General features: G+C 68.4%; 19 protein-coding genes. 11 read left to right on the forward strand and 8 right to left on the reverse strand.

Translation table 11 applies throughout. From position 1 onward, the window contains the following. The first annotated feature begins 2 nt into the window (after positions 1-2). Genes pepN through KBY70_RS00320 form a run of 3 tightly spaced genes read left to right on the forward strand, consistent with a single transcriptional unit; the run spans position 3 to position 3,459 of the window. The gene (gene pepN / locus KBY70_RS00310; protein ID WP_094559421.1) at positions 3-2,714 is read left to right on the forward strand and encodes an aminopeptidase N; all 2,712 of its coding nucleotides are present in this window, start codon (positions 3-5) and stop codon (positions 2,712-2,714) included. A gap of 57 nt (positions 2,715-2,771) precedes the next feature. Then, a complete protein-coding gene (locus tag KBY70_RS00315) occupies positions 2,772-3,008 on the forward strand; it encodes a FitA-like ribbon-helix-helix domain-containing protein (protein WP_094559420.1) in 237 nt (78 codons plus the stop codon). Continuing rightward, a complete protein-coding gene (locus KBY70_RS00320) occupies positions 2,995-3,459 on the forward strand; it encodes a type II toxin-antitoxin system VapC family toxin (RefSeq protein ID WP_254986957.1) in 465 nt (154 codons plus the stop codon). The genes KBY70_RS00315 and KBY70_RS00320 overlap by 14 nt, the downstream gene beginning before the upstream one ends. Here KBY70_RS00320 and KBY70_RS00325 read toward each other — a convergent pair. Continuing rightward, the gene (locus tag KBY70_RS00325; protein ID WP_409995996.1) at positions 3,404-4,630 is read right to left on the reverse strand and encodes a glycoside hydrolase family 10 protein; all 1,227 of its coding nucleotides are present in this window, start codon (positions 4,628-4,630) and stop codon (positions 3,404-3,406) included. The two genes, KBY70_RS00320 and KBY70_RS00325, sit on opposite strands and share 56 nt — an antisense overlap. A gap of 44 nt (positions 4,631-4,674) precedes the next feature. Further along, positions 4,675-5,682: a ribose-phosphate pyrophosphokinase gene (locus KBY70_RS00330; protein ID WP_094559417.1), complete on the reverse strand. Its 1,008-nt coding sequence runs from the start codon at positions 5,680-5,682 to the stop codon at positions 4,675-4,677. 68 nt (positions 5,683-5,750) lie between these two features. Between KBY70_RS00330 and KBY70_RS00335 the strand changes: the two genes are divergently transcribed. Further along, positions 5,751-6,266 carry a hypothetical protein gene (locus KBY70_RS00335; RefSeq protein WP_094559416.1) on the forward strand — a complete coding sequence of 172 codons (516 nt, stop codon included), beginning with the start codon at positions 5,751-5,753 and terminating at the stop codon, positions 6,264-6,266. A gap of 32 nt (positions 6,267-6,298) precedes the next feature. On the opposite strand, the gene KBY70_RS00340 is transcribed toward KBY70_RS00335, so the two are convergent. Then, positions 6,299-7,261, reverse strand: coding sequence for an LCP family protein (locus KBY70_RS00340; RefSeq protein ID WP_254986958.1), 963 nt, complete (start codon positions 7,259-7,261; stop codon positions 6,299-6,301). Between the two features lie 75 nt (positions 7,262-7,336). On the opposite strand from KBY70_RS00340, the gene KBY70_RS00345 reads away from it, so the two are divergent. Then, positions 7,337-8,578: a Coenzyme F420 hydrogenase/dehydrogenase, beta subunit C-terminal domain gene (locus KBY70_RS00345; protein WP_254986959.1), complete on the forward strand. Its 1,242-nt coding sequence runs from the start codon at positions 7,337-7,339 to the stop codon at positions 8,576-8,578. Beyond that, positions 8,575-10,074 carry a 4-alpha-glucanotransferase gene (gene malQ, locus KBY70_RS00350; protein ID WP_254986960.1) on the forward strand — a complete coding sequence of 500 codons (1,500 nt, stop codon included), beginning with the start codon at positions 8,575-8,577 and terminating at the stop codon, positions 10,072-10,074. Before KBY70_RS00345 ends, malQ begins: the two co-directional genes overlap by 4 nt. Before the next feature lie 9 nt (positions 10,075-10,083). Here malQ and KBY70_RS00355 read toward each other — a convergent pair whose 3' ends face one another. After that, the gene (locus KBY70_RS00355) at positions 10,084-11,010 is read right to left on the reverse strand and encodes a helix-turn-helix domain-containing protein (RefSeq protein WP_094559477.1); all 927 of its coding nucleotides are present in this window, start codon (positions 11,008-11,010) and stop codon (positions 10,084-10,086) included. Next, complete coding sequence (locus KBY70_RS00360) at positions 10,983-11,708, reverse strand: pseudouridine synthase (protein WP_254986961.1); 726 nt, start codon at positions 11,706-11,708, stop codon at positions 10,983-10,985. The genes KBY70_RS00355 and KBY70_RS00360 overlap by 28 nt, the downstream gene beginning before the upstream one ends. A gap of 72 nt (positions 11,709-11,780) precedes the next feature. Between KBY70_RS00360 and KBY70_RS00365 the strand changes: the two genes are divergently transcribed. After that, positions 11,781-12,797, forward strand: coding sequence for an RpoD/SigA family RNA polymerase sigma factor (locus KBY70_RS00365; RefSeq protein ID WP_094559411.1), 1,017 nt, complete (start codon positions 11,781-11,783; stop codon positions 12,795-12,797). A gap of 12 nt (positions 12,798-12,809) precedes the next feature. Here KBY70_RS00365 and KBY70_RS00370 read toward each other — a convergent pair whose 3' ends face one another. Then, positions 12,810-13,280, reverse strand: a complete 471-nt coding sequence (locus KBY70_RS00370; RefSeq protein ID WP_254987187.1) for a hypothetical protein — start codon at positions 13,278-13,280, stop codon at positions 12,810-12,812. Between the two features lie 68 nt (positions 13,281-13,348). After that, the gene (locus KBY70_RS00375; protein ID WP_254986962.1) at positions 13,349-14,518 is read right to left on the reverse strand and encodes an ABC transporter substrate-binding protein; all 1,170 of its coding nucleotides are present in this window, start codon (positions 14,516-14,518) and stop codon (positions 13,349-13,351) included. Between KBY70_RS00375 and KBY70_RS00380 the strand changes: the two genes are divergently transcribed. Next, entirely contained in the window at positions 14,517-15,752 is a 1,236-nt protein-coding gene (locus tag KBY70_RS00380; protein WP_233128435.1) for a hypothetical protein, read from the forward strand. The two genes, KBY70_RS00375 and KBY70_RS00380, sit on opposite strands and share 2 nt — an antisense overlap. A gap of 3 nt (positions 15,753-15,755) precedes the next feature. On the opposite strand, the gene KBY70_RS00385 is transcribed toward KBY70_RS00380, so the two are convergent. Next, positions 15,756-17,477 carry an ABC1 kinase family protein gene (locus KBY70_RS00385; protein WP_254986963.1) on the reverse strand — a complete coding sequence of 574 codons (1,722 nt, stop codon included), beginning with the start codon at positions 17,475-17,477 and terminating at the stop codon, positions 15,756-15,758. Here KBY70_RS00385 and KBY70_RS00390 point away from each other — a divergent pair. From KBY70_RS00390 to KBY70_RS00400, 3 genes are read left to right on the forward strand one after another with little or no spacing between them, the layout of a single operon-like run. Next, a complete protein-coding gene (locus tag KBY70_RS00390) occupies positions 17,476-18,858 on the forward strand; it encodes an aminotransferase class I/II-fold pyridoxal phosphate-dependent enzyme (RefSeq protein WP_094559408.1) in 1,383 nt (460 codons plus the stop codon). The two genes, KBY70_RS00385 and KBY70_RS00390, sit on opposite strands and share 2 nt — an antisense overlap. Beyond that, positions 18,848-19,504: a precorrin-6Y C5,15-methyltransferase subunit CbiT gene (cbiT, locus tag KBY70_RS00395; protein ID WP_254986964.1), complete on the forward strand. Its 657-nt coding sequence runs from the start codon at positions 18,848-18,850 to the stop codon at positions 19,502-19,504. Before KBY70_RS00390 ends, cbiT begins: the two co-directional genes overlap by 11 nt. Positions 19,505-19,514: 10 nt before the next feature. After that, positions 19,515-20,381: a phosphatidate cytidylyltransferase gene (locus KBY70_RS00400; RefSeq protein WP_254986965.1), complete on the forward strand. Its 867-nt coding sequence runs from the start codon at positions 19,515-19,517 to the stop codon at positions 20,379-20,381. Position 20,382: the final 1 nt, after the last annotated feature.

Genomic DNA, 20,382 nt, shown 5'->3' on the forward strand with positions numbered 1-20,382 from the left:
CCATGGCCCTGGTGCGCCTCGCCGATTACCGCCCGGCGCCATTCCTGCTGGAGCGCACCGACCTGACGGTGCAGCTGCAGGCTGACCACACCGAGGTGGCGGCCCGGCTGGCCTTTGTGCCCAACCCAGAGGCCCCCTCCCCAGAGGCCCCGTCGCCCGAGCCCCTGGTGCTGCAGGGTGTGGATCTGGAGTTGCTGGAGTTGCGCCTCGATGGCGTGCCCCTGGCCGCGGAGGCTTACGAGCTCACGCCAGAGCAGTTGCGGATCGTTCATCCGCACCAGGGCCCGTTTGTGCTGGAGAGCCGGGTGCGCATCCATCCGGAAACCAACAGCACCCTCGAAGGCCTCTACGTGAGCGGCGGCCTGTTCACCACCCAGTGCGAGGCCGAGGGCTTCCGCCGCATCACTTTCCATCCCGACCGCCCCGATCTGCTCAGCCGCTTCCGGGTGCGGATCGAGGCGGATCGCGCTAGCTGCCCGGTGCTGCTCTCCAACGGCAATTGCATCGACACCGGAGTGCTGCTCCCCGATCCGGCCACGGGGGCAGCGCGCCACTATGCGATCTGGGACGATCCCTTCCCCAAGCCCTCCTATCTGTTTGCCCTGGTTGCAGGCCAGCTGGAGGAGGTGCGCGGCAGCTTCACCACCGCCAGTGGCCGGCCGGTGGCCCTGCGCATCCATGTGGAGCCCGGCGATGCGCCCTACACCGCCCACGCCATGGCCTCGCTGCAGCGCTCGATGGCCTGGGATGAGCAGCGCTACGGCCTCGAATACGACCTCGATGAGTTCAACATCGTGGCGGTGCGCCATTTCAACATGGGCGCGATGGAGAACAAAAGCCTCAACATCTTCAACTCCAAGCTCGTGCTGGCCGATGCCGAAACCGCCACCGACGGCGAGCTCGAGCGCATCGAGAGCGTGATTGCCCACGAGTATTTCCACAACTGGACCGGCAACCGCATCACCTGCCGCGACTGGTTCCAGCTGTCGCTCAAGGAAGGGTTAACGGTGTTCCGCGATCAGAGTTTCACGGAGGATCTGCACGGCGCGGCCCTCAATCGCATCGAGAACGTGGCGATGCTGCGCAACACCCAGTTCCGCGAAGATGCGGGTCCCACGGCCCACCCCGTGCAGCCCGATGCCTACCAGGCGATCGACAACTTTTACACCACCACGATCTACGAAAAGGGATCGGAACTCATTCGTATGTTGCACATCCTGCTTGGGGAGGAGACGTTCATGCGGGGGATGGCGCTGTATGTGAGCCGTCACGACGGCACCGCCGCCACCTGCGAAGACTTTGTGCAGGCGATGCAGGACGCCGGAGAGCAGGCCAGGGCATCGGGAGCCCCGATCCCTGCCTTTGATTTTGCCCAGTTCCGCCGCTGGTATCACCAGGCCGGCACCCCCCGCGTGCACATCCAGCGCCACTGGGATGGGGAGGCCGGCGCGTTGGAGCTGCAGGTGGAGCAGCACACCCCGCCCACCCCCGGCCAAAGCGATAAGCAGCCCTTGGTGATTCCCCTGGCCCTGGGCCTGCTCGACCAGGCCGGGGAGCCCCTGCCTGTGCAACTGGAGGGGGAGGCGAAGCCCGCCGTGCACGCCGGCGATGGCACCCGCCTGGTGGTGATCGATCGGCCCCAGCAGACCCTGCGGTTGGTGGGGTTGCCGCGGCAGCACCATCCGCCGGCCCTGTCGCTGCTGCGCCGGTTTTCGGCGCCGGTGATCCTGGAGATGGGGCGCCCCACCGCCGAGCTGGTGCATCTGCTGGCCGCCGATGCCGACCCCTTCGCCCGCTGGGATGCGGGCCAGGTGCTGCTGCGTCAGGCGGTGCTGGCCCGCGCCGCCGGCGCGGCCGACGCCCTGCTGGAGGAGGAACTGATCGATGCCTTCGGCCGGATCCTGGCCGACCCGTCGTTGTCGGAGGCCAGCCGCAGCGTGCTGATGGCGCTGCCAGGTCTGCCCGAGCTCGAGGATGCCGCTGCTGCAGCAGGTGGCGAGCCCGATCCGCCGGCCCTGTTTGCGGCCCTGATGGCCCTGCAGCAGCGCTTTGGTGCCGCCCTGGCTGAGCCCTTGGCGATGGCCCTGCAGCGCTGCACCCCCCAATGGGGCCTGGCCTGGCCCGAGGGCAACGGCGACCGGCTGCTCACCGGCACGGTGTGGAGCTGGCGGGTGGCGGCTGGCGACTCGGCCGTCTGCGCGGCAGCGGCGGCGGCGGTGCGGGGCCCCTCGATGACCCTGGCCCGCGCCGGTCTGCGGGCCTTGCAGTGCCATCCCATCCCGGAGCGCCAGCAGGCGGTGGAGGCGTTCTACCAGCGCTGGCAGGACAAGCCCGTCATCCTCGATGCCTGGTTTGCCCTGGAGGCTTCGGCCCCCTTTGCCGATGGCCTGGAGCGGGTGGCGCGGTTGCTGGAGCACCCGCGCTTCGATCCGGCCGCGCCCAATTCGGTGCGGGCCGTGCTGGGCGGCCTGGCCGGCAACGCGCCGGTGTTCCATGCCGCCGATGGCGCCGGCTACCGCTTCATGGCGGCGCGGATCGCCGAGCTCGACCAGCGCAACCCGATCACGGCTTCGCGCCTGGCCAAGGTGTTCAGCCGCTGGCAGAGCTACGGCCCGGCTCGCGCGGCCGCCATGCATGCCGCCCTCGAGCAGCTGGCCGCCGCTCCCCTTTCGCCCAACACCGGCGAGGTGGTGCAGCAGTGCCTGGGGAGCTGAGCCGGCAAGCCGCGGCTGGGCAGAGGCGATAGCATTGATATCAGGCGAGCTTGGCTGATGGCGGATCTGCTGGTGCGTGGGGTGGACGAGGCGATTGTGCAGGCCCTCAAGCGGCGGGCGGGAGACCATGGACGCAGTGCCGAGGCCGAACATCGAGCACTTCTGGTCGACGCACTGCTGAGCCCTCCGAGGCGCGACCTGGCTGAACTGTTGGCGGCCATGCCAGATGTGGGCTGCGATGCCGATTTCCAGCGGCCGATCGACAGCAGTAGCGACGCCGATGTTTTTGGTTGATACCAATGTGATCAGCGAAGCCCGCAAGGGGCGTCGTGCTGATCCAGGCGTGATGGCCTTCTGGGCCGAGGTGACAGCCAGCAACACGCCCTTGTTTCTGGCGGCCGTCACCATCGGTGAACTGCGCCGCGGCGTGGATCTCATCCGCCATCGAGGCGACCTCAAACAGGCTGATCTGCTCGAAGACTGGCTTGGGCAGGTGCTCCAGCACTACGGCGAGCGGGTGTTGGTGCTCGATGGAGATGCGGCTCAGCTCTGGGGGCGTCTGCGGGTGCCTGATCCCCACCACGCCATCGATAAGCAGATCGCCGCCATCGCCCTCTTGCATGGCCTCACGGTGGTGACCCGCAACTCCCATGACTTCGCGGGTTGTGGGGTTCGCCTGTTGAATCCCTTCAGCGGCGCTGGCCCGGCAGGGGGAGGGGCGGTGGGGGGCGAAGTGGGCCGTTGAGGCTCTGGTGCAGCTGGCGGAAGGCGGCTTGGCGGTAGGTCGCCCCTTCCGCTCCGGCGTGCAGCCCCCACAGGCCTTCCCAATAGAAATAGATCACGCCGTGGCCGCGGCTGGTGGCCAGTTGGGTCTTCTGGGCCAGGGTGGCCATGTCGGGGGTGCGACCGCCGAAGCCGGCCAGGATTCCGATCTCCACGGGCATGCCCCAGCTGCGTGCCTTCACCAGGGCGGGCTGGTTGAGGTCCTTCTCGAAGCCCTTCACCGAGTAGGCGTAGTTCTGCACCACTAGGTCGTCGATCAGCTCGCCGAGGGCCCAGAGTTCCCAGTCCTGGAGCCAGTGGTTGTAGGCGAAGCGGAAGGGGCCGGGCGACAGGCTGATGATCGTGCGCTTGGGCACGGAGCCCGCCGGGGCCTCCAGGGTTTTCAGTCGCCCCCGCAGCTCCCGCAGCAGCCCGGTGAGCTGCTGGCGCCGCCAGCGCATCCAGGCCCGATCGGTGTGGTTGTCGGGGGGCTCGCGGCCGGTGTCCTTGAGGAAGAGGGCGCGGCTGAAGGGGTCGTAGCCAAGCTCCACCGGCCAGGCAAAGTGGTCGTCGAGCTGGATGCCGTCGACGCTGCAGCGCTGCACGATCTCGGTGATCAGGCCGATGAAGCGCTCGCGCACGCCGGGGTGGGCGGGGTTGAGCCACACCATCGGCTTGCCGTGCATGGCCATTTCGCTGCTGCCATCGCGGCGTTGCAGCACCCACTCCGGGTGCTGGCGCACCACTGCGGCATCGGCCGGCTCCATCAGGCCGTACTCAAACCAGGGGATCACCTGCAGCCCGCGCCGATGGGCGGCGCGGGTGAAGCGGCAGATCGGATCGAGGTTGGGGCTGGCCTTCTCCAGCGCCGGCTCCAGCGGCGCATGGCGGGACCGGTGGAAGGTGGTGCCCCGGCTCCACACGTTGGGATAGAGGGTGTTAAAGCCGGCGTTGGCCAGCTCGCTCACCGCCCGGTCGATGCGGCTGGAGTCGTAGTAGAGGGGGCTGGGGCTGTTGGTGAGCCACACGCCGATCCGGCGCTGAGGGATCTGCAGGGGTTGGGCCTGCAGCGGCTGGGCTGCAGCCCAGGGCACGGTGAGCAGCACGCTCACCGCCGCAGGCAGCAGGGCCTTGAACCGGGCGAAGCGGCACAACCGGGCTGGTCGTAGCTGGGAAATGGATATCAGCGGAACGGGTTTCAGCGGAACATCGAGCTCACCGAGCTCTCATCGTGGATGCGCCAGATGGCTTCGCCCAGCATGTTGGCCACCGACAGCACCTGCAGCTGGGGGAAGCGGCCATCGTGGTTCTGGGGGATGCTGTTGGTGACGAGCACCTCTTCAAACAGGCCCGGCTCCGACATCCGCTCGATCGCCGGTGGTGAAAACACGGCATGGGTGGCGCCAGCCAGCACCCGGATGGCGCCCCGATCGCGCAGCAGCTTGGCGCCGGCGCAGATGGTGCCGCCGGTATCGATCATGTCGTCGATCAGGATCGCCGTCTTGCCGGCCACATCGCCGATCACCGTGAGGCTTTCGGCCACGTTGTGGCCCGAACGGCGCTTGTCGATGATCGCTAGGGGGGCATCGTTCATCTGCTTGGCGAAGGCCCGGGCCCGGGCCACACCGCCCACATCGGGAGACACCACCACCACCTCGCCGAGGTCGCGGGCGCGCAGATAATCCACCAGCACCGGCGAGCCGTAGATGTGGTCGCAGGGGATGTCGAAGTAACCCTGGATCTGGGCCGAGTGCAGGTCCATGGCCAGCACACGATCCACGCCGCTCTTGGCCAACAGGTTGGCCACCAGCTTGGCGGTGATCGACTCCCTGCCCGCCGTCTTGCGGTCGGCGCGGGCGTAGCCGTAGTAGGGGATGACGGCGGTGATCTGACGGGCGGAGGCCCGTTTGCAGGCATCCACCATGATCAGCAGCTCCATCAGGTGATCGTTCACCGGAGCGCAGGTGGGCTGGATCAGGAACACGTCGCAGCCGCGAATCGATTCCTGGATCTGGATGTAGAGCTCGCCATCGGCGAAGCGCTTGATCACCCGCGGGCCGTCGGGAACGCCCAGGTAGGCGCCGATTTCGCGGGCGAGGGCCTGGTTGGCGGTGCCGCTGAACAGGCGCAGCCGGCGGGTGTCGTGAGTCGACTGGGTCGCGCTGCCTTGGGGCGCCACGCGATCAGCGGTCAAGAAACTGGTCACGGCGGGCGCGGATGCGTCGGCTGAAACCCGATCGTAGAAGCGTGGCCCCCTCCCTAGTGCAAACATCCATGACGCTTTCCAAGCCTGGTTTGCCGCGGTCGCTGGTGCTGGTGGCCGCTGGGCCCGCGGCAGCCGTCGTCGCGCTGCAGCACCCACTGGGGCCCCAGCTGGCCAGGGCCCTTGGCATGCCCTTGAGCGCCCCTTTGGATCCTCTGGAGCCCCAGCGCGCCCTGGCTGGCCTGGCCGCGCAGGGGCCGTGCCTGGTGCCCCTGCCGGTCGATCCCGGCTTGCCCCTCAACGGCGCCGGCCACTGGGCTGAGGCCCTAGGGGCCTGGCGCCAGCCGGTGCTGCTGCTGCTGGCGGGCGAGCAACTGGAGAGTGGCCTGCCGGCGGCGATGGTGGCCCTGTTGCACCAGTGGCAGGTGCCGCTGGTGGGACTGGTGCAATGCGATGGGGCCTGGGACCCGGAGGCCCGCCGCGGCGATGGTCTGCCCTGGCTGGGTGGGCTCGATCCGGCAACTGGTGAGGCCGGAACCCTGGCGGCCGCCCTGGCGCTGCGCTGGCGTCAGATCGCCTCTAATTAGGTCCCGACTCAGTCCCCTTGCGTCTGCCTGCGTTACTGGTCTGCTGCTGAAACACCCGGGGCCTGCCAGAGGGGACTCGGTGCGCTGCTGGCGATCTGGCGCAGGGGCTGGCCAGCTTTGCTGGGAGCCAGCGGCACGCTGGTGAACTGCACCGTTTCGCCGTGGCTCAGGCCGGAGGCCAGCAGGCTCAGGGTTTCCGGTTGGCTGAGGTTGGTGACGACGCCCTTGTTCTGGAGAGATTGGAGCAGTGAGGAGAGCCGGCCCAGTTGCTCCGGCAGTGCCATTTCTCGCAGCAGGCTGCGCACCACCAGCTGGTGGTTGTCCTGGCGGCTGTCCTCCGGACGGGCGGGATCGCGGTAGCGCACCAGTTGTTCCACCTCGTTGCCCTTCAGCCGCTGCAGCCCACCCTGCAGATCAACGGTGAAGCGTTGGCTTTTGTCGTTGTATCGCAGGGCCCGGGTGGGGTTGGCGGCGATGCTGCCGAGACCATCCACCAGGCTGCGCAGGCTCGTTCGGCCGAGCACCAGATAGCGATCCGGTTCGCCGGAGTCGAGCCCCACCAGGTTGCGCACGGCATCGGCAGTGAGGGCGGCGCCGCCAAGGCGGTAGAGGCTGCCCAGGCTCTGGGGCCGTGTCTGGCCGGGCAGCTGCACCGCCAGGTTGGCCGGCAGGGTGAGCACCTGGAGCGGCCCCTGGGGGTTCACCCGCACCAGCAGCAGGGCATCGGCATTGGCCGGTCCGCGGGGGGCGGCTTGGTTGATCGGATCGCCTGGCTGCTCGCTGTCGAGACCGATCACCAGCAGAGTGATGCTGCGGCTCGGCGCCTTGCCCAGGTCGGCCGGGCTGAGCTGCCGCACCGGTTCGGTGGCGCGATCGGGCTCGGGCCAGATCAGGCCGAGCAGCCCCAAGCCCGCGGTGATTCCGGCGGCAGCCGCCCCCAGCCGCAGCAGGGTGGGCCCCAGGCGGGGCTTGGGCTGGGCGGGACGACGGGGCATCGGGGCTCGGCGGCAACTCACTTTGGCCTAACCCGATAGGTTGTGCCCTGGCTGATGGGGCGAGGGAACCCGCTGATGGCAGCACTGTTTTCGGTAAGCGGCTCTTCGCAAAGCGGCTCGTCCACCGCGCCGGCCCCCCACGAGCGGGCCCGCCCCCTGGCCAAGGGCAGCGTTTACCCCGCCAAGGATCTCTGCAGCCAGTGCGGCCTCTGCGACAGCCGCTGGGTGGCCTATGTGAAGGACAGCTGCGCCTTCCTCGAGCAGCGCTTTGAGGCGATGGAGGAGCTGGCCCATGGCCGCAGCCGCGACCTGGACAACGACGACGAGCTCTATTTCGGCGTGCAGCAGCGCATGCTCACCGCCCGCTTGGCCCCGCCGATCGACGGCGCCCAGTGGACCGGGATTGTCAGCCGCATCGGCGTGCGCGCCCTGGAAACGGGCCTGGTGGATGCGGTGCTGTGCGTGGGCCAGAGCGACGAGGATCGCTTCACGCCTGTGCCGCGGCTGGCCCGCACGCCGGAGGAGGTGCTCAGCGCCCGGGTGAACAAGCCCACCCTCTCGTCCAATCTGGAGGTGCTTGAGCAGCTGCCGGGCAGCGGCATCCGCCGGCTGTTGGCGATCGGCGTGGGCTGTCAGATCCAGGCCCTGCGAGCCGTGCAGTCCACCCTGCCCCTCGATGAGCTCTATGTGCTGGGGTTGCCCTGCGTTGACAACGTCTCTCGCGCCGGGTTGCAGACCTTCCTGGAGAGCACAGTGAGCTCGCCCGACACGGTGGTGCACTACGAGTTCATGCAGGACTTCCGCATCCACTTCCGCCACAGCGACGGCCGCGAGGAAACGGTGCCCTTCTTCGGGCTCGACACGCCCAAGCTCAAGGACGTCTTCGCGCCGAGCTGTCTGAGCTGCTTCGACTACACCAACGCCGGAGCCGATCTGGTGGTGGGCTACATGGGGGCGACGTTTGGGCGCCAATGGCTCACAGTGCGCAACCCGAAAGGCCAGGTGCTGCTGGATCTGGTGGAGAGCGAGCTCGATGTGGCGCCGGTGACCAGCAGCGGCAGCCGCCAGGCGGCGGTGCAGCAGGGCATCGAGGCCTACGACAAGGCCGTGAAGCTGCCCCTCTGGCTGGCCAACCTGATCGGCTGTGTGGTGGGGCGCCTGGGGCCGAAGGGCTTGGAATACGGCCGCTTCTCGATCGACTCCCACTTCACCCGCAACGCCTTGTGGCTGCGCCGCAATCACCCCGAGAAGGTGGCGGCCCACATCCCGGCCTTCGCCCAGACAATCATCAGCCGCTACCGGCTGCCTGAAGCGTGAGGCTCGCCGGCGTTTTGCTCCATCCCACGTCCCTGCCGGGGCCTGGGGGCTGCGGCGGCTTTGGCCAGCCGGCCCACGACTGGTTGGCGCTGCTTGGCCGCCATGGCATAGGTGTTTGGCAGCTGCTGCCCCTGGCTCCCACCGACAGCACGGGCTCGCCCTACAGCTCCCCCAGCGGTTCGGCCCTCAATCCCTGGCTGCTCGACGCCGAAGCCCTGGTGCAGGCTGGCTTTTTGCAGCGCTCGGATCTCGAGGCCCTCCCCGGCGCCGCCGCCCGCCCTGGCCCGATGGATCTGGCGATGATGCCGGCCCGCAGCCGGGCGCTTGGTGAGGCCTTGGCCCGCCGCTGGCCGGGTCAGCCGGTGCAGCAGCAGCGCGCCTTTCGCCGCTGGCGCCGCCGCGAGCGCGGCTGGCTGCCCGACCATGCGCTGTTCATGGTGATCCGCCGGCTCCAGGGCGGTCAGCCCTGGTGGCAGTGGCCGGCTCCCCTGGCCCGCCACCGCCGCTCCGCCCTGCGCCGCATCGCCCGGGAGCAAGCCGGCTGGCTGCTGGAGGAGGAGCTGCTGCAGTGGCAGTTGCAGCGCCAGTGGCAGCAGCTGCGCCAGCAGGCCGAGCGTGCCGGTGTGCAACTGCTCGGTGATCTGCCCTTCTACGTGGCCCACGACAGCGCCGACGTGTGGGCCCACCGCGCCCTGTTTTCCCTGCGTGCTGATGGCAGCCTCACCGCCCAGAGCGGTGTGCCGCCCGACTATTTCTCCGCCACCGGTCAGCTCTGGGGCACGCCGGTGTACCGCTGGCCCATGCATCTGCTCAGCGGCTTTCGCTGGTGGCTGGCTCGCCTGCAGCGTCAATTTGAGCTGTTTGATCGGCTGCGGCTCGACCACTTCCGAGCCCTGCAGGCCTTCTGGAGCGTGCCCGGCGATGCCGCGACCGCTGAACATGGCCGCTGGCGCTGGTTTCCGGGCTGGCCGTTGTTGGCGCTGCTGTGGCTGCGGCGCGGCCTGCACCTACCCCTGATCGCTGAAGACCTGGGCGTCATCACCCCGGCGGTAGAAGCCCTGCGCGATGGCTTCCGCCTGCCGGGCATGAAAATCCTGCAGTTCGCCTTCGATGGTGACCCTGCCAACCCCTACCTGCCTGCCAACATCCGCGGCCGCCGCTGGGTGGTGTACACCGGCACCCACGACAACGCCACCAGCGTGGGGTGGTGGCAGAGCCTCGACGAGGGCGGCCGGCGGCGCGTGGCCGAGGCGGTGGGGGTGCCGATCACGGCTCCGGCCTGGCAGCTGCTCGAGCTGGCTCTGGCCAGCTCCGCCGATCTGGCCGTGGCGCCCCTCCAGGATCTGCTCGAGCTCGACGACCGGGCCCGCTTCAACACCCCTGGCACCAGTTCCGGCAACTGGACCTGGCGCCTCGAGCAGCCCATCACCAGCCTGGATGGGGCCCTTCAGGGCTATGGCGCCATGGCTGCCCGCTACGGCCGAGCAACCTCTTAGGGCCTGGGCTTAAGGCTCGGCAAAGCTGCCGGGCTGCCCCTTCACGGGCTGGAGTGCTGCCCCGTTCCAGCTCAGTCGGTCGCCGGGGCCGGGGGCCGGCTGCACCTCCAAACGGAAACCGCCGCTGAGGGGCAGGCTGAGGCTTCCGCTGGCGTTGCGCAGGCTGGTGCGCACCCCGCTGGCGCTCTCCAGATTGAGCTGGCTGGGCTGGCTTAGCTCCAGCTCCAGCAGCCCTGAGCGCAGCGAGGCTGCGGGTTTGGTGCGCCGCAGCTGGGCGACCCCCTGCCCTCGGGCGGCCAGCTCCAGCGGCCGCAGCTCGGGATAAAGCGTCAGCAGGGCCTGCTCGGGCCGCGGCGGCTTGGCCTGCTCCTGCGCCGGTAGGGGTGGAATCGGCCGCACCGCCAGCAGGCCCCGCAGAGCCAGCTGCTGCTGCTGCAGGTTCAGCGCATACACCAGCCCCAGGGTGAGCACGCCGTAGAGGAGCGTGCCCTGCCAGGTGGTAAACACGTCGATGTTGCCCGGCGTGAAGCGCCGCAGCAGCGGTTGCCGTCGCTGGTCCTGGGGCAGCCGTTCGCTGTCGGGCAGCACCGTCTCCAGGCTGCCGGCGGGCAGGTCGAGGTGCCGCTCGATCAGCGGCACCATGGTGCGCAGGTAGGTGGTCTCCGGCAGCCGGTCGCGCCAGCCCCGCTCGAGGGCTTCCAGCACCGCCGTGCTGATGCGGGTGTCCAGGGCCAATTGCCGCAGGGTCAGGCCGCGCTCTTCGCGCCGCTGCCGCAGCGTCTGCCCAATTGCCAGCAGAGGATCGGCAGGCGGCTCCGCCGCAGCGTTGCTGGCCGGCAGGGGACCCCGCTGCCACCAGCGGCCGAGGCGGCCCCGCGGGCGCTTGGGTGGCAGCGGGGGGGTGGGGGTCAGGGCTGGGTTGTCAGTGCTGCCCATTCTTGGCGATCGAGGCGCCGCCAGCGACCCTCGGGCAGGTCGCCGAGCTGAAGCGGTCCGATCGATCGCCGTTGCAGATCCCGCACCGGATGGCCGAGCAGCGCGGCGGTGCGCCGGATCTGGCGGTTGCGCCCCTCCCCCATGTGCAGCTCCAGTTCGGTGGTTTGTGGTGTGCGCCTGAGCACTTGCAGCCCCACCGGTTGGCTGGCCTGGCCGTCGAGGGGCACGCCGGCGGCCCAGCGCTGCAGCGTTGGGGCGTCGGGCCGGCCCTGCACCCACACCCGGTAGGTCTTGCGGTGGCCGTAGCGGGGGTGGGTGAGGCGCAGGGTGAGGTCGCCCTGGTTGCTGAGCAGCAGGGCGCCGCGGCTTTCGGCGTCGAGACGCCCCACCGGGTGCAGCCCGCAGCCCTGGCGCAGGTCGGCCGGCAGCAGGTCGAGCACCGTGGGGCGTCCTTCGGGGTCGTGGCAGCTGCAAACCACCCCCGCCGGCTTGTTGAGCAGCAGCAGCAGCGGCTCCGGCCGGGCCGCCAGGGGCTCGCCCCGCACCGTGATCCGGTCCCGCTGTTGGTCGGCCCGGTCCCCCAGCTGGGCCACGGCGCCGTTCACCTGCACCAGCCCCTGACGCAGCAGGGATTCGGCCTGCCGGCGCGAGCAGAGGCCAGCGGCGGCCATCAGTTTTTGCAGGCGTTCGTGGGCCATGGCTCCCATGCTGCCGCCCGGCAAAGGATGGTAGGTTTACGAAACAAAAGAGTTTCGTAAACCCGGCTTCCCATGCCCGCTCTGCCCGTTCTTGGCTCCAGTTCAGGGTCGGAAAGCTCCTCTGCCCAGGGCGGCGGCGATCTGGTGCGCAGCTACCTGCGGGACATCGGCCGGGTGCCGCTGCTGAGTCACGAGCAGGAGATCACGCTGGGGCGCCAGGTGCAGGAGCTGGTGGCGCTGGAGGAGCTGGAGCTGGAGTTGGAGAGCCGGTTGGGCAACAAGCCGAGCCAGGCGGAACTGGCCCAGGCGGCGGGCCTCAGTGCACCGCTGCTGAAAAAGCGGTTGCAGGCGGGCCGGCGGGCCAAGGAGCGGATGGTGGCGGCCAACCTGCGGCTGGTGGTGAGCGTGGCCAAGAAGTACACGCGGCGGAACATGGAGCTGCTGGACCTGATCCAGGAGGGCACGATCGGACTGGTGCGGGGCGTGGAGAAGTTCGACCCAACGCGGGGCTACAAGTTTTCGACCTATGCGTATTGGTGGATCCGCCAGGGGATCACGCGGGCGATTGCGGAAAAGAGCCGCACGATCCGGCTGCCGATCCACATCACCGAAACCCTCAACAAGCTCAAAAAAGGTCAGCGGGAACTGAGCCAGCTGCTGGGCCGCACCCCCACGGTGACGGAACTGGCGGAAGCGGTGGAGCTCCCCGAAGAGGAGGTGAAGGACCTGCTGTGCCGTGCACGCCAACCGGTGAGCCTGGAGACGAAGGTGGGCGACGGCGACGACACCGAACTGCTGGACCTGCTGGCGGGTGACGCGGAACTGCCGGAGGACCGGGTGGATGGAGAGTGCCTGAAGGGCGACCTGCGGGCGTTGTTGGAGCAGCTGCCGGAGCTGCAGGGTCGGGTGCTGAAGATGCGCTACGGCATCCCTTGCGATCAGGTGCCGGGCCGATCCGAACCGATGAGCCTCAGTGCCATCGCCAAGCACTTGGGCATGAGCCGCGACAAAACCCGCAATCTGGAGCGCAAGGCCCTCGAAGGCGTGCGCGCCCAATCGCGGATGCTGGAGGGCTATCTGGTTGCTTGACAGCCTGGGAGCTTAGAAAAACTGGTCGAAGTTGTCGAAGTCGACAGCGCTGAAGGTGCCGTCCTGAACCTGGCCCATCAGCCGCTCCAACTGCACCCACAGGGCGCCGGCGGTGCCGACCGACAGCACGAACGACACCAGCAGAGCTACCCCTGAGGAGAAGCCAAACACCTGCAGGCTGCCGCCGATGAACAGGGTGACGCCAATGACCACGCCGATGTAGGGCAGCGTGATGGCGACGTTGCCGAGGGGAAGCAGGGCCAGACGATCCTGTTTCCAACCCTCGAGCCGGTTCTGCACCAGCTTGGCGAAGGTGAGGCCACACAGCACACCGATCGCCAGGCCGACCCCCGCCACCACGTAGGGAGGCTGCAGGATCGGCGCGTACTCCAGCAGGATGTCGCTGGCGTCCAGGTCACCGAACATCCAACTCCCTGCCAGCGCGCCGGCTTCCGTCGCATCCCCGGCCTCCGCGGCATCCATGGCCAGGGACAGATCGGGCAGGCTGGCCATCGGCTGGAGCTCGGCAAGATGGCCGAGACCCTAGGCCCTCAGGGTTCCCAGCGCTGGGAGCCCAGGAAGGTGAGCTCCACAAAGGTGCTGCCGTTGTGGTCCTGGGGTCCGAGTTGCACCCGGTAGCCGCCGAGATCGACGTCCCGCATCGACTCCAGGGCCGTCACGAAGCGCTGGCGGGTGGGGGCCGGCCCAGATCGCCGCAGCCCCTCCACCGTCATTTTGGCGGCCAGAAAACCCTCCAGGCTGGTGAAGCCGAACTGGGGGTTGCCCTGCCGGCGGCGCATCAGTTGCTGATACTCCTTCACCACCGGCACCCGCTCGTTCCAGGGGAAGGGCACCACCTGGGCAATGCCGATGCCGCTGGCCTGGTTGCTGGGCAGGGCGGCCTGTAGGGCGCTGGTGCCCACAAACGACACGTTCATCAGCTGGGCCGTGCTGCCGTGCTGGCGCAGCTCGCGGGTGAAGGCGGCCGAGCTGGGATAGGCGGCCACGATCAGCACCCCATTGGCATTAGCAGCCTGCACGGCGCGGGCCGCTTCGACGGCCTGGCTGGAGTTGCGCTCCACGCTGGCGGTGGCCACCGGTTTGAGGCCATGGCGCCTGAGAGCCTGGTGGGCGGCGCGTTGGCCGTCCTGGCCGAAGGCATCGTTCTGGGCCACCACAGCGATCCGATGCCGGCCGCTGCGCACCAGATAGTTGACCATGCGATCGATCTCCACCTGGTAGCTGGTGCGCAGGTTGAACACCAGCGGCCGGTGGGGCTGGCGCAACAGCTGGGCGCCGGTGAGCGGGGCGATCAGCGGGATTTTGTTGCTCTCCACCAGGGGTAGCACCTCCTTGACGGTCGGGGTCCCCACGTAGCCGAACAGGGCAAACACCCTGTCGCGCTCGATCAGCTGCCGGGTGTTGCCCAGGGTGAGGGAAGGCTCGTAGCGGTCGTCGAGGCTGATGAGCCGCAGGCGACGGCCATGCACGCCTCCCCGTCGGTTCACTTCGGTGAAGTAAGCGAGGGCCCCATCGCGGTATTCGCGCCCGAGCATGGCGGAAGGGCCGCTGAGGGCGGCCGACTGGCCCAGCAGCAACTCCACGGCCGCCCGGGCCGGCATCCCCGCTGTGGCCAGCACTGGCAAGCCTGCGGTCAGAACGATGCTCAGACCGATCCTCCCCAGCAGACCTAGCTTCGGCAGACAGCGGCTGAGGGGCATGGTGCTGCGCAAGCAACGCGGGTGGAATCTTCTGGCGATCGTTGCCATTGTTCTAGCGGCCATCCTCGCCATTCTCGGGATTGGGCGGATCGATGTCAGCCCGGTTCAGAACCGCGACTCCCTGCGCCTGTCGTCCTCGTCCCGTGCCCTCACCACCCTGCCCCTGGGTGAGAAACAAACGCTCGGGCTTTGGAGCTCCTTGCGGGGCGATCAGCTGAGCGATGGGGAGGCGCGGGTGGATCGCTCCGAGCTGGAACAGGCCCGCTTCAAGGTGGAGGTTGGGGTGTACTCCACCAGCAATTATGAGCTGGATCTGAGGGTACCGAGCTATTCCGGCAATGGTTACGTGTGGCTGCGCTGGGAGGAGCCCATGCAGCGCTATGTGGAAAGCCACGGTGGCAATATCTCCCGCTTATTTATCCTGTTAAACACCTTGCTTTCGGATAAGGACTCAGCTCTTGATTCCGTGGGCGAAGTGCCTATAAGGCTGGCTGATGGCAGCTATTATCAGCTGTTTAATTACGTGGGCCGCTACTATGTCGATCACGCGAATTTTCGGCGCTATCCTTTTATGACAATCAGCCTGCCGTTGGCAATTGAGGCCAACGATGTGGACGGCGAATTGGGTTATGGCGATTTACGGCTGATTCCGGAAATCCAAAATAGCGGTATGGGGCTCTATTCCAGGATTACTGGCTGGTTAAACGTAGGTTGGTCGATTGCTGAGTACCGGCACCACTACGCCACGAATTTCGGCTTGGGCGGCGATGAGAATGACTACAGTCAGATTCTCTTCGAGATCTCCTACGGCACCTCCTCCTGGGCATCGTTCTGGCGCCTGCTGCTGCCTCTGGCTGTGCTGATGGCGATGGTGTTGCTGGTGTTCAAGGTGCGCCCCGATGAGCAGGATGCTCGGGCCAGCATTCCTGTCACGGTGTTGTTGACGCTGGTGTTCCTGCAGCAGACCTACCGCGCCGAATTGCCAGAGCTGCCCTTCCTCACCTTTCTAGACCAGGTGTATGTGGTGGCCTATGGGGTGACCCTGGCCGCCTTTGTGTTGGTGCTTTGGATCGGGCGTCGTTACGCCGCCATGGAAGCGATGGAGGATTCTGCCGACAAAGCATCCCTGCTGCGTCATCTGCACCGCTTGGATGATGTCTGGCCCTTGCTTGTGGTGCTGGTCGGGGGTGCGGCAATCACCATCTGCTGGATCACCATTCCTTCGGTGGTGTAAGCCTTAGGCCGCCTGGGGGGCTAGACGGGCCAGCATGCCGCCCATCAGTTTTTGGGGCGAGAAGGTGCGCTGCATCAGGCTGAACAGGGCGCGTAGGTCGTCGGTGTGCAGTCGGTCGTTGCGCACCAGGGTGAGCAGCAGGCGTTGCCGCAGGCTGGCGCCTTCTGGGCCGAGCAGCAGCTTCATGCCGGCGCCGGCCACCGGCAACAGGTTGGGGTTGCTGGTGTCGTTTTCCACCACCGCCAGCAGGTTCTCGAGCCGTTCGAGGCGGAGCCGGCCGTCACGGTCGAACAGCACCTCCAGCAGCTTCTCGCGCATGTCGCTGGTATCGCCGGCCAGCAGGCGCCGGGCCACGTAGGGGTAGGCCACATTGATGATTTTGAAGCCTGGATCCAGGCGCAGGGCCAGGCCTTCCTGGCTGACCACGGCCCGGATGATCAGGGCAAAGCGGGCTGGCACCCGGAAGGGATAGGCATACATCAACTCCGAGAAGCGGTCGGTGATCGCCTTGAAGTTGAAGGAGCCGACGTTGTCGCCCAGGGCGCCACCCAGCACTTCCTCCAAGGCCGGGATGATCGGCTCCAGGTCGGCTTTGGGGTTGAGGAAGCCGAGGGTGACGAAGTCCTGGGCCAGGGCCCTGAAATCGCGGTTGATCAGGTGCACCACCGCGCCGGTGAGGGTGAGGCGATCGCTGTCGCTGATCGAATCCATCATGCCGAAATCCACGTAGGCGACATGGCCCAGGGCACCGGTTTTGCCGGAGAGGGCAAACAGGTTGCCGGGGTGGGGATCGGCATGGAAATAGCCAAACTCCAGAAGTTGTTGCAGTCCTGCGATCACGCCGGTGCGAATCAGCGCGGCTGGATCGAGGTTGCGGGCCTCAAGGGCCTGGCGCTCCTGCAGCTTGGTGCCGTTGATCCACTGGGTGGTGAGCACGTGCTCGCTGGAGAGCAGCCGCTCCACCCGCGGCACCATCACTTCGGGTTGGCGAGCAAACAGGTCGGCAAACCGCTCGGCGTTGTTGGCCTCGAGCCGGTAATCGATCTCTTCAAACAGGGTGGCGCCGAATTCATCGATGATGTCGCCCAGTCCGAAGCCCAGGTTGAGGGGCAGGAAGGGAGCTGTCAGCACCCCCAGCAAGCGGATGATCACCAGATCGCGCCGCAGAATCGTGGGCAGATTCGGGCGCTGCACCTTGACGGCCACCCAGTGTCCATCGACCAGCTGGGCCTTGTACACCTGCCCAAGGCTGGCGGCGGCCACCGGGTAGTCGGGGAACTGCTCAAACAGTTCGTCGGCCGGTGCCCCCAGCTCCCGCTCGATCGTTGCAAGGGCGATGGCGTGGGGGAAGGCGGGCAGGTTGTCCTGCAGCTGGGTGAGCTGCTCGAGCCAGTCGCGCCGCACCAGGTCGGGGCGGGTGGAGAGGGCCTGGCCCACCTTGATGAAGCAGGGGCCGAGCTCGGTGAGGGTGGTGAGGATGCGCCGGCCCAGCTGCTCCTGCACCCGGGCGTTGCTGCTGCTGCCCTGCACCACCAGCACCAGAGCCAGGCTGCCCAGTTGCCAGAGCACCACCGTCAGCCGGCTCACCAACACCCAGGGGCGCAGCAGCAGCCAGCGCAGATCCCGGCCCGGCTCGTAGCGCGGCCCGCTGGCGGCTTCGGCGATGGTCACGGGCAGGGCAGCCAGTTGATTGCCAGACTCTATAAACGCGATCCGCTCCCCCATGGGCCTGCCGCTGCATCTGCCGGCCCATGGCCGCGGGAGGGGGTTGTCGCCGGCCCTGCAACGGTTGCTGCGCCAGCGCCCTGGCAGCTGGGATCTGCCGGAACTGCCGGAGCTTGGCGGCCCTCTGATCGAGAGCGGCGCTGTGGCGGAGGCCCAGCGGCGTTGCGCCCGCCAGCTGGGGGCCGAGGCGGTGTGGTTTGGCGTCAATGGCGCCAGCGGCCTGCTGCAGGCAGCCCTGCTGGCCCTGGCTCCGCCCGGCAGCCGGGTGCTGCTGCCCCGCAACCTGCACCGCTCGCTGCTGCACGGCTGCGTGCTGGGCCAGCTGCGCCCCCTGCTCTACGACCTGCCCTTTGATCCGGCCACGGGCCTGTGGCTGCCCCCCAGCCCGGCCCACCTGGACGCGGTGCTGGATGCGGTCGGGGCGGGGCTGCCGGCGCCGGCAGATCCAGTGGCCGCGCTGGTGTTGGTGTCGCCGAGCTACCAGGGCCAGCGGGCTGATCTGCCGGCCCTGGTGGCCCTGGCCCATCGGCGCGGCCTGCCGGTGCTGGTGGATCAGGCCCATGGCCGCGGCGAGGCGTTGGCTGCTGGGTCTGATCTGGTGGTGCTCTCCGCCCAAAAGGCTGGCGGCGGCCTGGCCCAGAGCGCGGCCCTGCTGCTCCAGGGCCAGCGGGTTGGGCAGGGTGCTGTGGCCCGGGCCCTGTTGTGGCTGCAGACCTCCAGCCCCAGCGCCCTGCTGCTGGCCTCCGCGGAAGCCGCCCTCAACGAGCTCACCAGCCCGGACGGGCTGCGCCGCTGGCAGTGGGCGAGGCGGGTTGGTAAGCGGCTGCAGCGCCGTTGCCAGGCGCTGGGGCTGCCCCTGATCGCCAGCGACGACCCCCTGCGGCTGGTGCTCCACACCGCCGCCCTGGGCATCAACGGCCTCGAGGCCGATGCCTGGTTGCTGGAGCGGGGGGTGATCGCCGAGTTGCCCGAGCCGGGGGCGCTCACCTTCTGCCTGGGGCTGGGGCCGCCGGCGGGGGTGGTGTGGCGGCTGCCCAGTCAGCTGCAGCGGCTGCGGCGGGCCCTGGGGGGCGATCCCCTGCCGCCGTTCAGTCCGCCACCGCTGCCCCTGGTGGCGGAGCCGGAGCTCCCGATCGGAGCAGCCTGGCGTTCTGCCGCCGAGGCTGTACCCCTGGTGGCCGCCGCCGGGCGGATCGCCGCCGAACCGCTCTGCCCCTACCCCCCCGGCATTCCCCTGCTGGTGCCGGGCGAGCGGATCGATCTGGCCCGGACGGCCTGGCTGCAGCAGCAGGCCCGACTTTGGCCCGGCCAGATCGCTGATACCGTGAGGGTTGTGGCCGGATCGGAGGCCGATGGATTCGCACGCATCGGTGGCTCCTGATCAGCCTTCCCACCAGGCTTCATCCCACCAGGCTCCCTACCAGTGGGATTTCGTTACCCCGGGGCTGCCGGACAGCGCCTTTGATGAGGCTCCGGGCTTCAGCCCAACGCCGATGGAGCTGCGGGTGATGCTGCTGGCCCATCTACGTCCCCGGCCCGATTCCCTGGTGTGGGACGTGGGTGGAGGCACCGGGGCCCTGGCCCTGGAAATCGCCCGCTTGATGCCCAAGGGCGCCGTGCACACCCTCGAACGGGATCCGGACGCCATCGAGCTGCTGGAGCAGAACCGCCGACGGTTCGGCATCACCAACCTGCACATTCATGCCGGCGCCGCCCCGGCCGATCTGGCCCAACTCCCTGCCCACCCCGACCGGGTGTTGCTGGAGGTGGGGCGCCCCCTGGGGGATGTGCTGCTGGCGGTGTGGGAGGCCTTGGTGCCCCAGGGGCGACTGGTGATCAGCACCGCCAGCCTGGAGGGTCTGGTGGATGCCACCGACACCCTGGGCCAGTTGGCGGCCCGGGATGTGCAGGTGGTGCAGGCCACCGTGCACCGGATGCAGCGGCGCGGCAGCCAGGCCAAGCTGGCGGCGGCGGAGCCCCTGTTTCTGATTGCCGCCGAGCGCTCTGCCCACGTCGAGCCGTCCTGAGCACCGCGTCTTGATCCCTCGGTTCCGCACCCGCACCGCCACCTCCCTGCCCCGGCTGCTCAGCGGCTGGGCGGCGGGTGCCTTTGGCTTCGTGGTGGTGATGCTGGGCGGCTGGTGGTTTACGGCGGCCGTGGGGGTGATCGTGCACCTGGGCCTGCTGGAGTTTTTCCGGATGGCCCAGTTCAAAGGGATCCGGCCCGCCACCAAAACCACCCTGGTGGCGGTGCAGTTGCTGCTGGTCAGCACCCAACTGGCCAGTGGCAGTGGCTGGATGGGTGGTGGCTGGTTTGCCGGCGACGTGGCGGCTGCAGTGCTGCCCGCCTCCGGGGCGGTGATCTGCGGCTGGCTGCTGCTGCAGCCGGTGACCGGCACGATCGCCGACATTGCCGCCTCGATCTTTGGGCTCTTCTATCTCGGCTTTCTGCCCAGCTACTGGATTCGTCTGCGCGAGCTCGAGGGGCCTGGCCTCGCCCTCACCCTGCTGGCCTGCTTCCTGATCGTCGCCACCGACATCGGCTCCTATGTGATCGGCCGCCGCCTCGGGCGCCACCCGCTGTCGCCGATCTCCCCCGGCAAGACGGTGGAGGGGGCCCTGGGCGGGGTGGCCTGTGCGGTGGCGGTGGGTGCTTTCGGCGGCACCTTGATCGGCTGGAGCTGGGGCTGGTTAATCGGTGCGGTGCTGGGGGCGGTGGTGGCCCTGTTCGCCTTGGTGGGTGACCTCACCGAGTCGATGATGAAGCGCGATGCCGGTGTGAAGGATTCCGGCGATGTGATCCCCGGCCACGGCGGCATCCTCGATCGCATCGACAGCTACCTGTTCGTGCCGGCTGTGGTGTACTCGCTGGTCACCCTGGTGTTGCCGCTGTTGCAGCGCTGAA

Origin of the sequence: Cyanobium sp. ATX 6E8, assembly GCF_024346335.1 — a bacterium.
Lineage (GTDB): Bacteria > Cyanobacteriota > Cyanobacteriia > PCC-6307 > Cyanobiaceae > Cyanobium_A.

Excerpts from the sequence above, each read along its gene's own strand:
- KBY70_RS00320 (WP_254986957.1), top strand. The coding sequence starts at position 2,995 with ATGTTTTTGGTTGATACCAATGTGATCAGCGAAGCCCGCAAGGGGCGT.
- KBY70_RS00315 (WP_094559420.1), top strand. The coding sequence starts at position 2,772 with ATGGCGGATCTGCTGGTGCGTGGGGTGGACGAGGCGATTGTGCAGGCC.
- KBY70_RS00345 (WP_254986959.1), top strand. The coding sequence starts at position 7,337 with ATGGCAGCACTGTTTTCGGTAAGCGGCTCTTCGCAAAGCGGCTCGTCC.
- KBY70_RS00335 (WP_094559416.1), top strand. The coding sequence starts at position 5,751 with ATGACGCTTTCCAAGCCTGGTTTGCCGCGGTCGCTGGTGCTGGTGGCC.
- KBY70_RS00385 (WP_254986963.1), bottom strand. The coding sequence starts at position 17,477 with ATGGGGGAGCGGATCGCGTTTATAGAGTCTGGCAATCAACTGGCTGCC.
- KBY70_RS00390 (WP_094559408.1), top strand. The coding sequence starts at position 17,476 with ATGGGCCTGCCGCTGCATCTGCCGGCCCATGGCCGCGGGAGGGGGTTG.
- KBY70_RS00370 (WP_254987187.1), bottom strand. The coding sequence starts at position 13,280 with ATGGATGCCGCGGAGGCCGGGGATGCGACGGAAGCCGGCGCGCTGGCA.
- KBY70_RS00355 (WP_094559477.1), bottom strand. The coding sequence starts at position 11,010 with ATGGGCAGCACTGACAACCCAGCCCTGACCCCCACCCCCCCGCTGCCA.
- KBY70_RS00365 (WP_094559411.1), top strand. The coding sequence starts at position 11,781 with ATGCCCGCTCTGCCCGTTCTTGGCTCCAGTTCAGGGTCGGAAAGCTCC.
- pepN (WP_094559421.1), top strand. The coding sequence starts at position 3 with ATGGCCCTGGTGCGCCTCGCCGATTACCGCCCGGCGCCATTCCTGCTG.
- KBY70_RS00375 (WP_254986962.1), bottom strand. The coding sequence starts at position 14,518 with ATGCCCCTCAGCCGCTGTCTGCCGAAGCTAGGTCTGCTGGGGAGGATC.
- KBY70_RS00360 (WP_254986961.1), bottom strand. The coding sequence starts at position 11,708 with ATGGCCCACGAACGCCTGCAAAAACTGATGGCCGCCGCTGGCCTCTGC.
- KBY70_RS00340 (WP_254986958.1), bottom strand. The coding sequence starts at position 7,261 with ATGCCCCGTCGTCCCGCCCAGCCCAAGCCCCGCCTGGGGCCCACCCTG.
- KBY70_RS00380 (WP_233128435.1), top strand. The coding sequence starts at position 14,517 with ATGGTGCTGCGCAAGCAACGCGGGTGGAATCTTCTGGCGATCGTTGCC.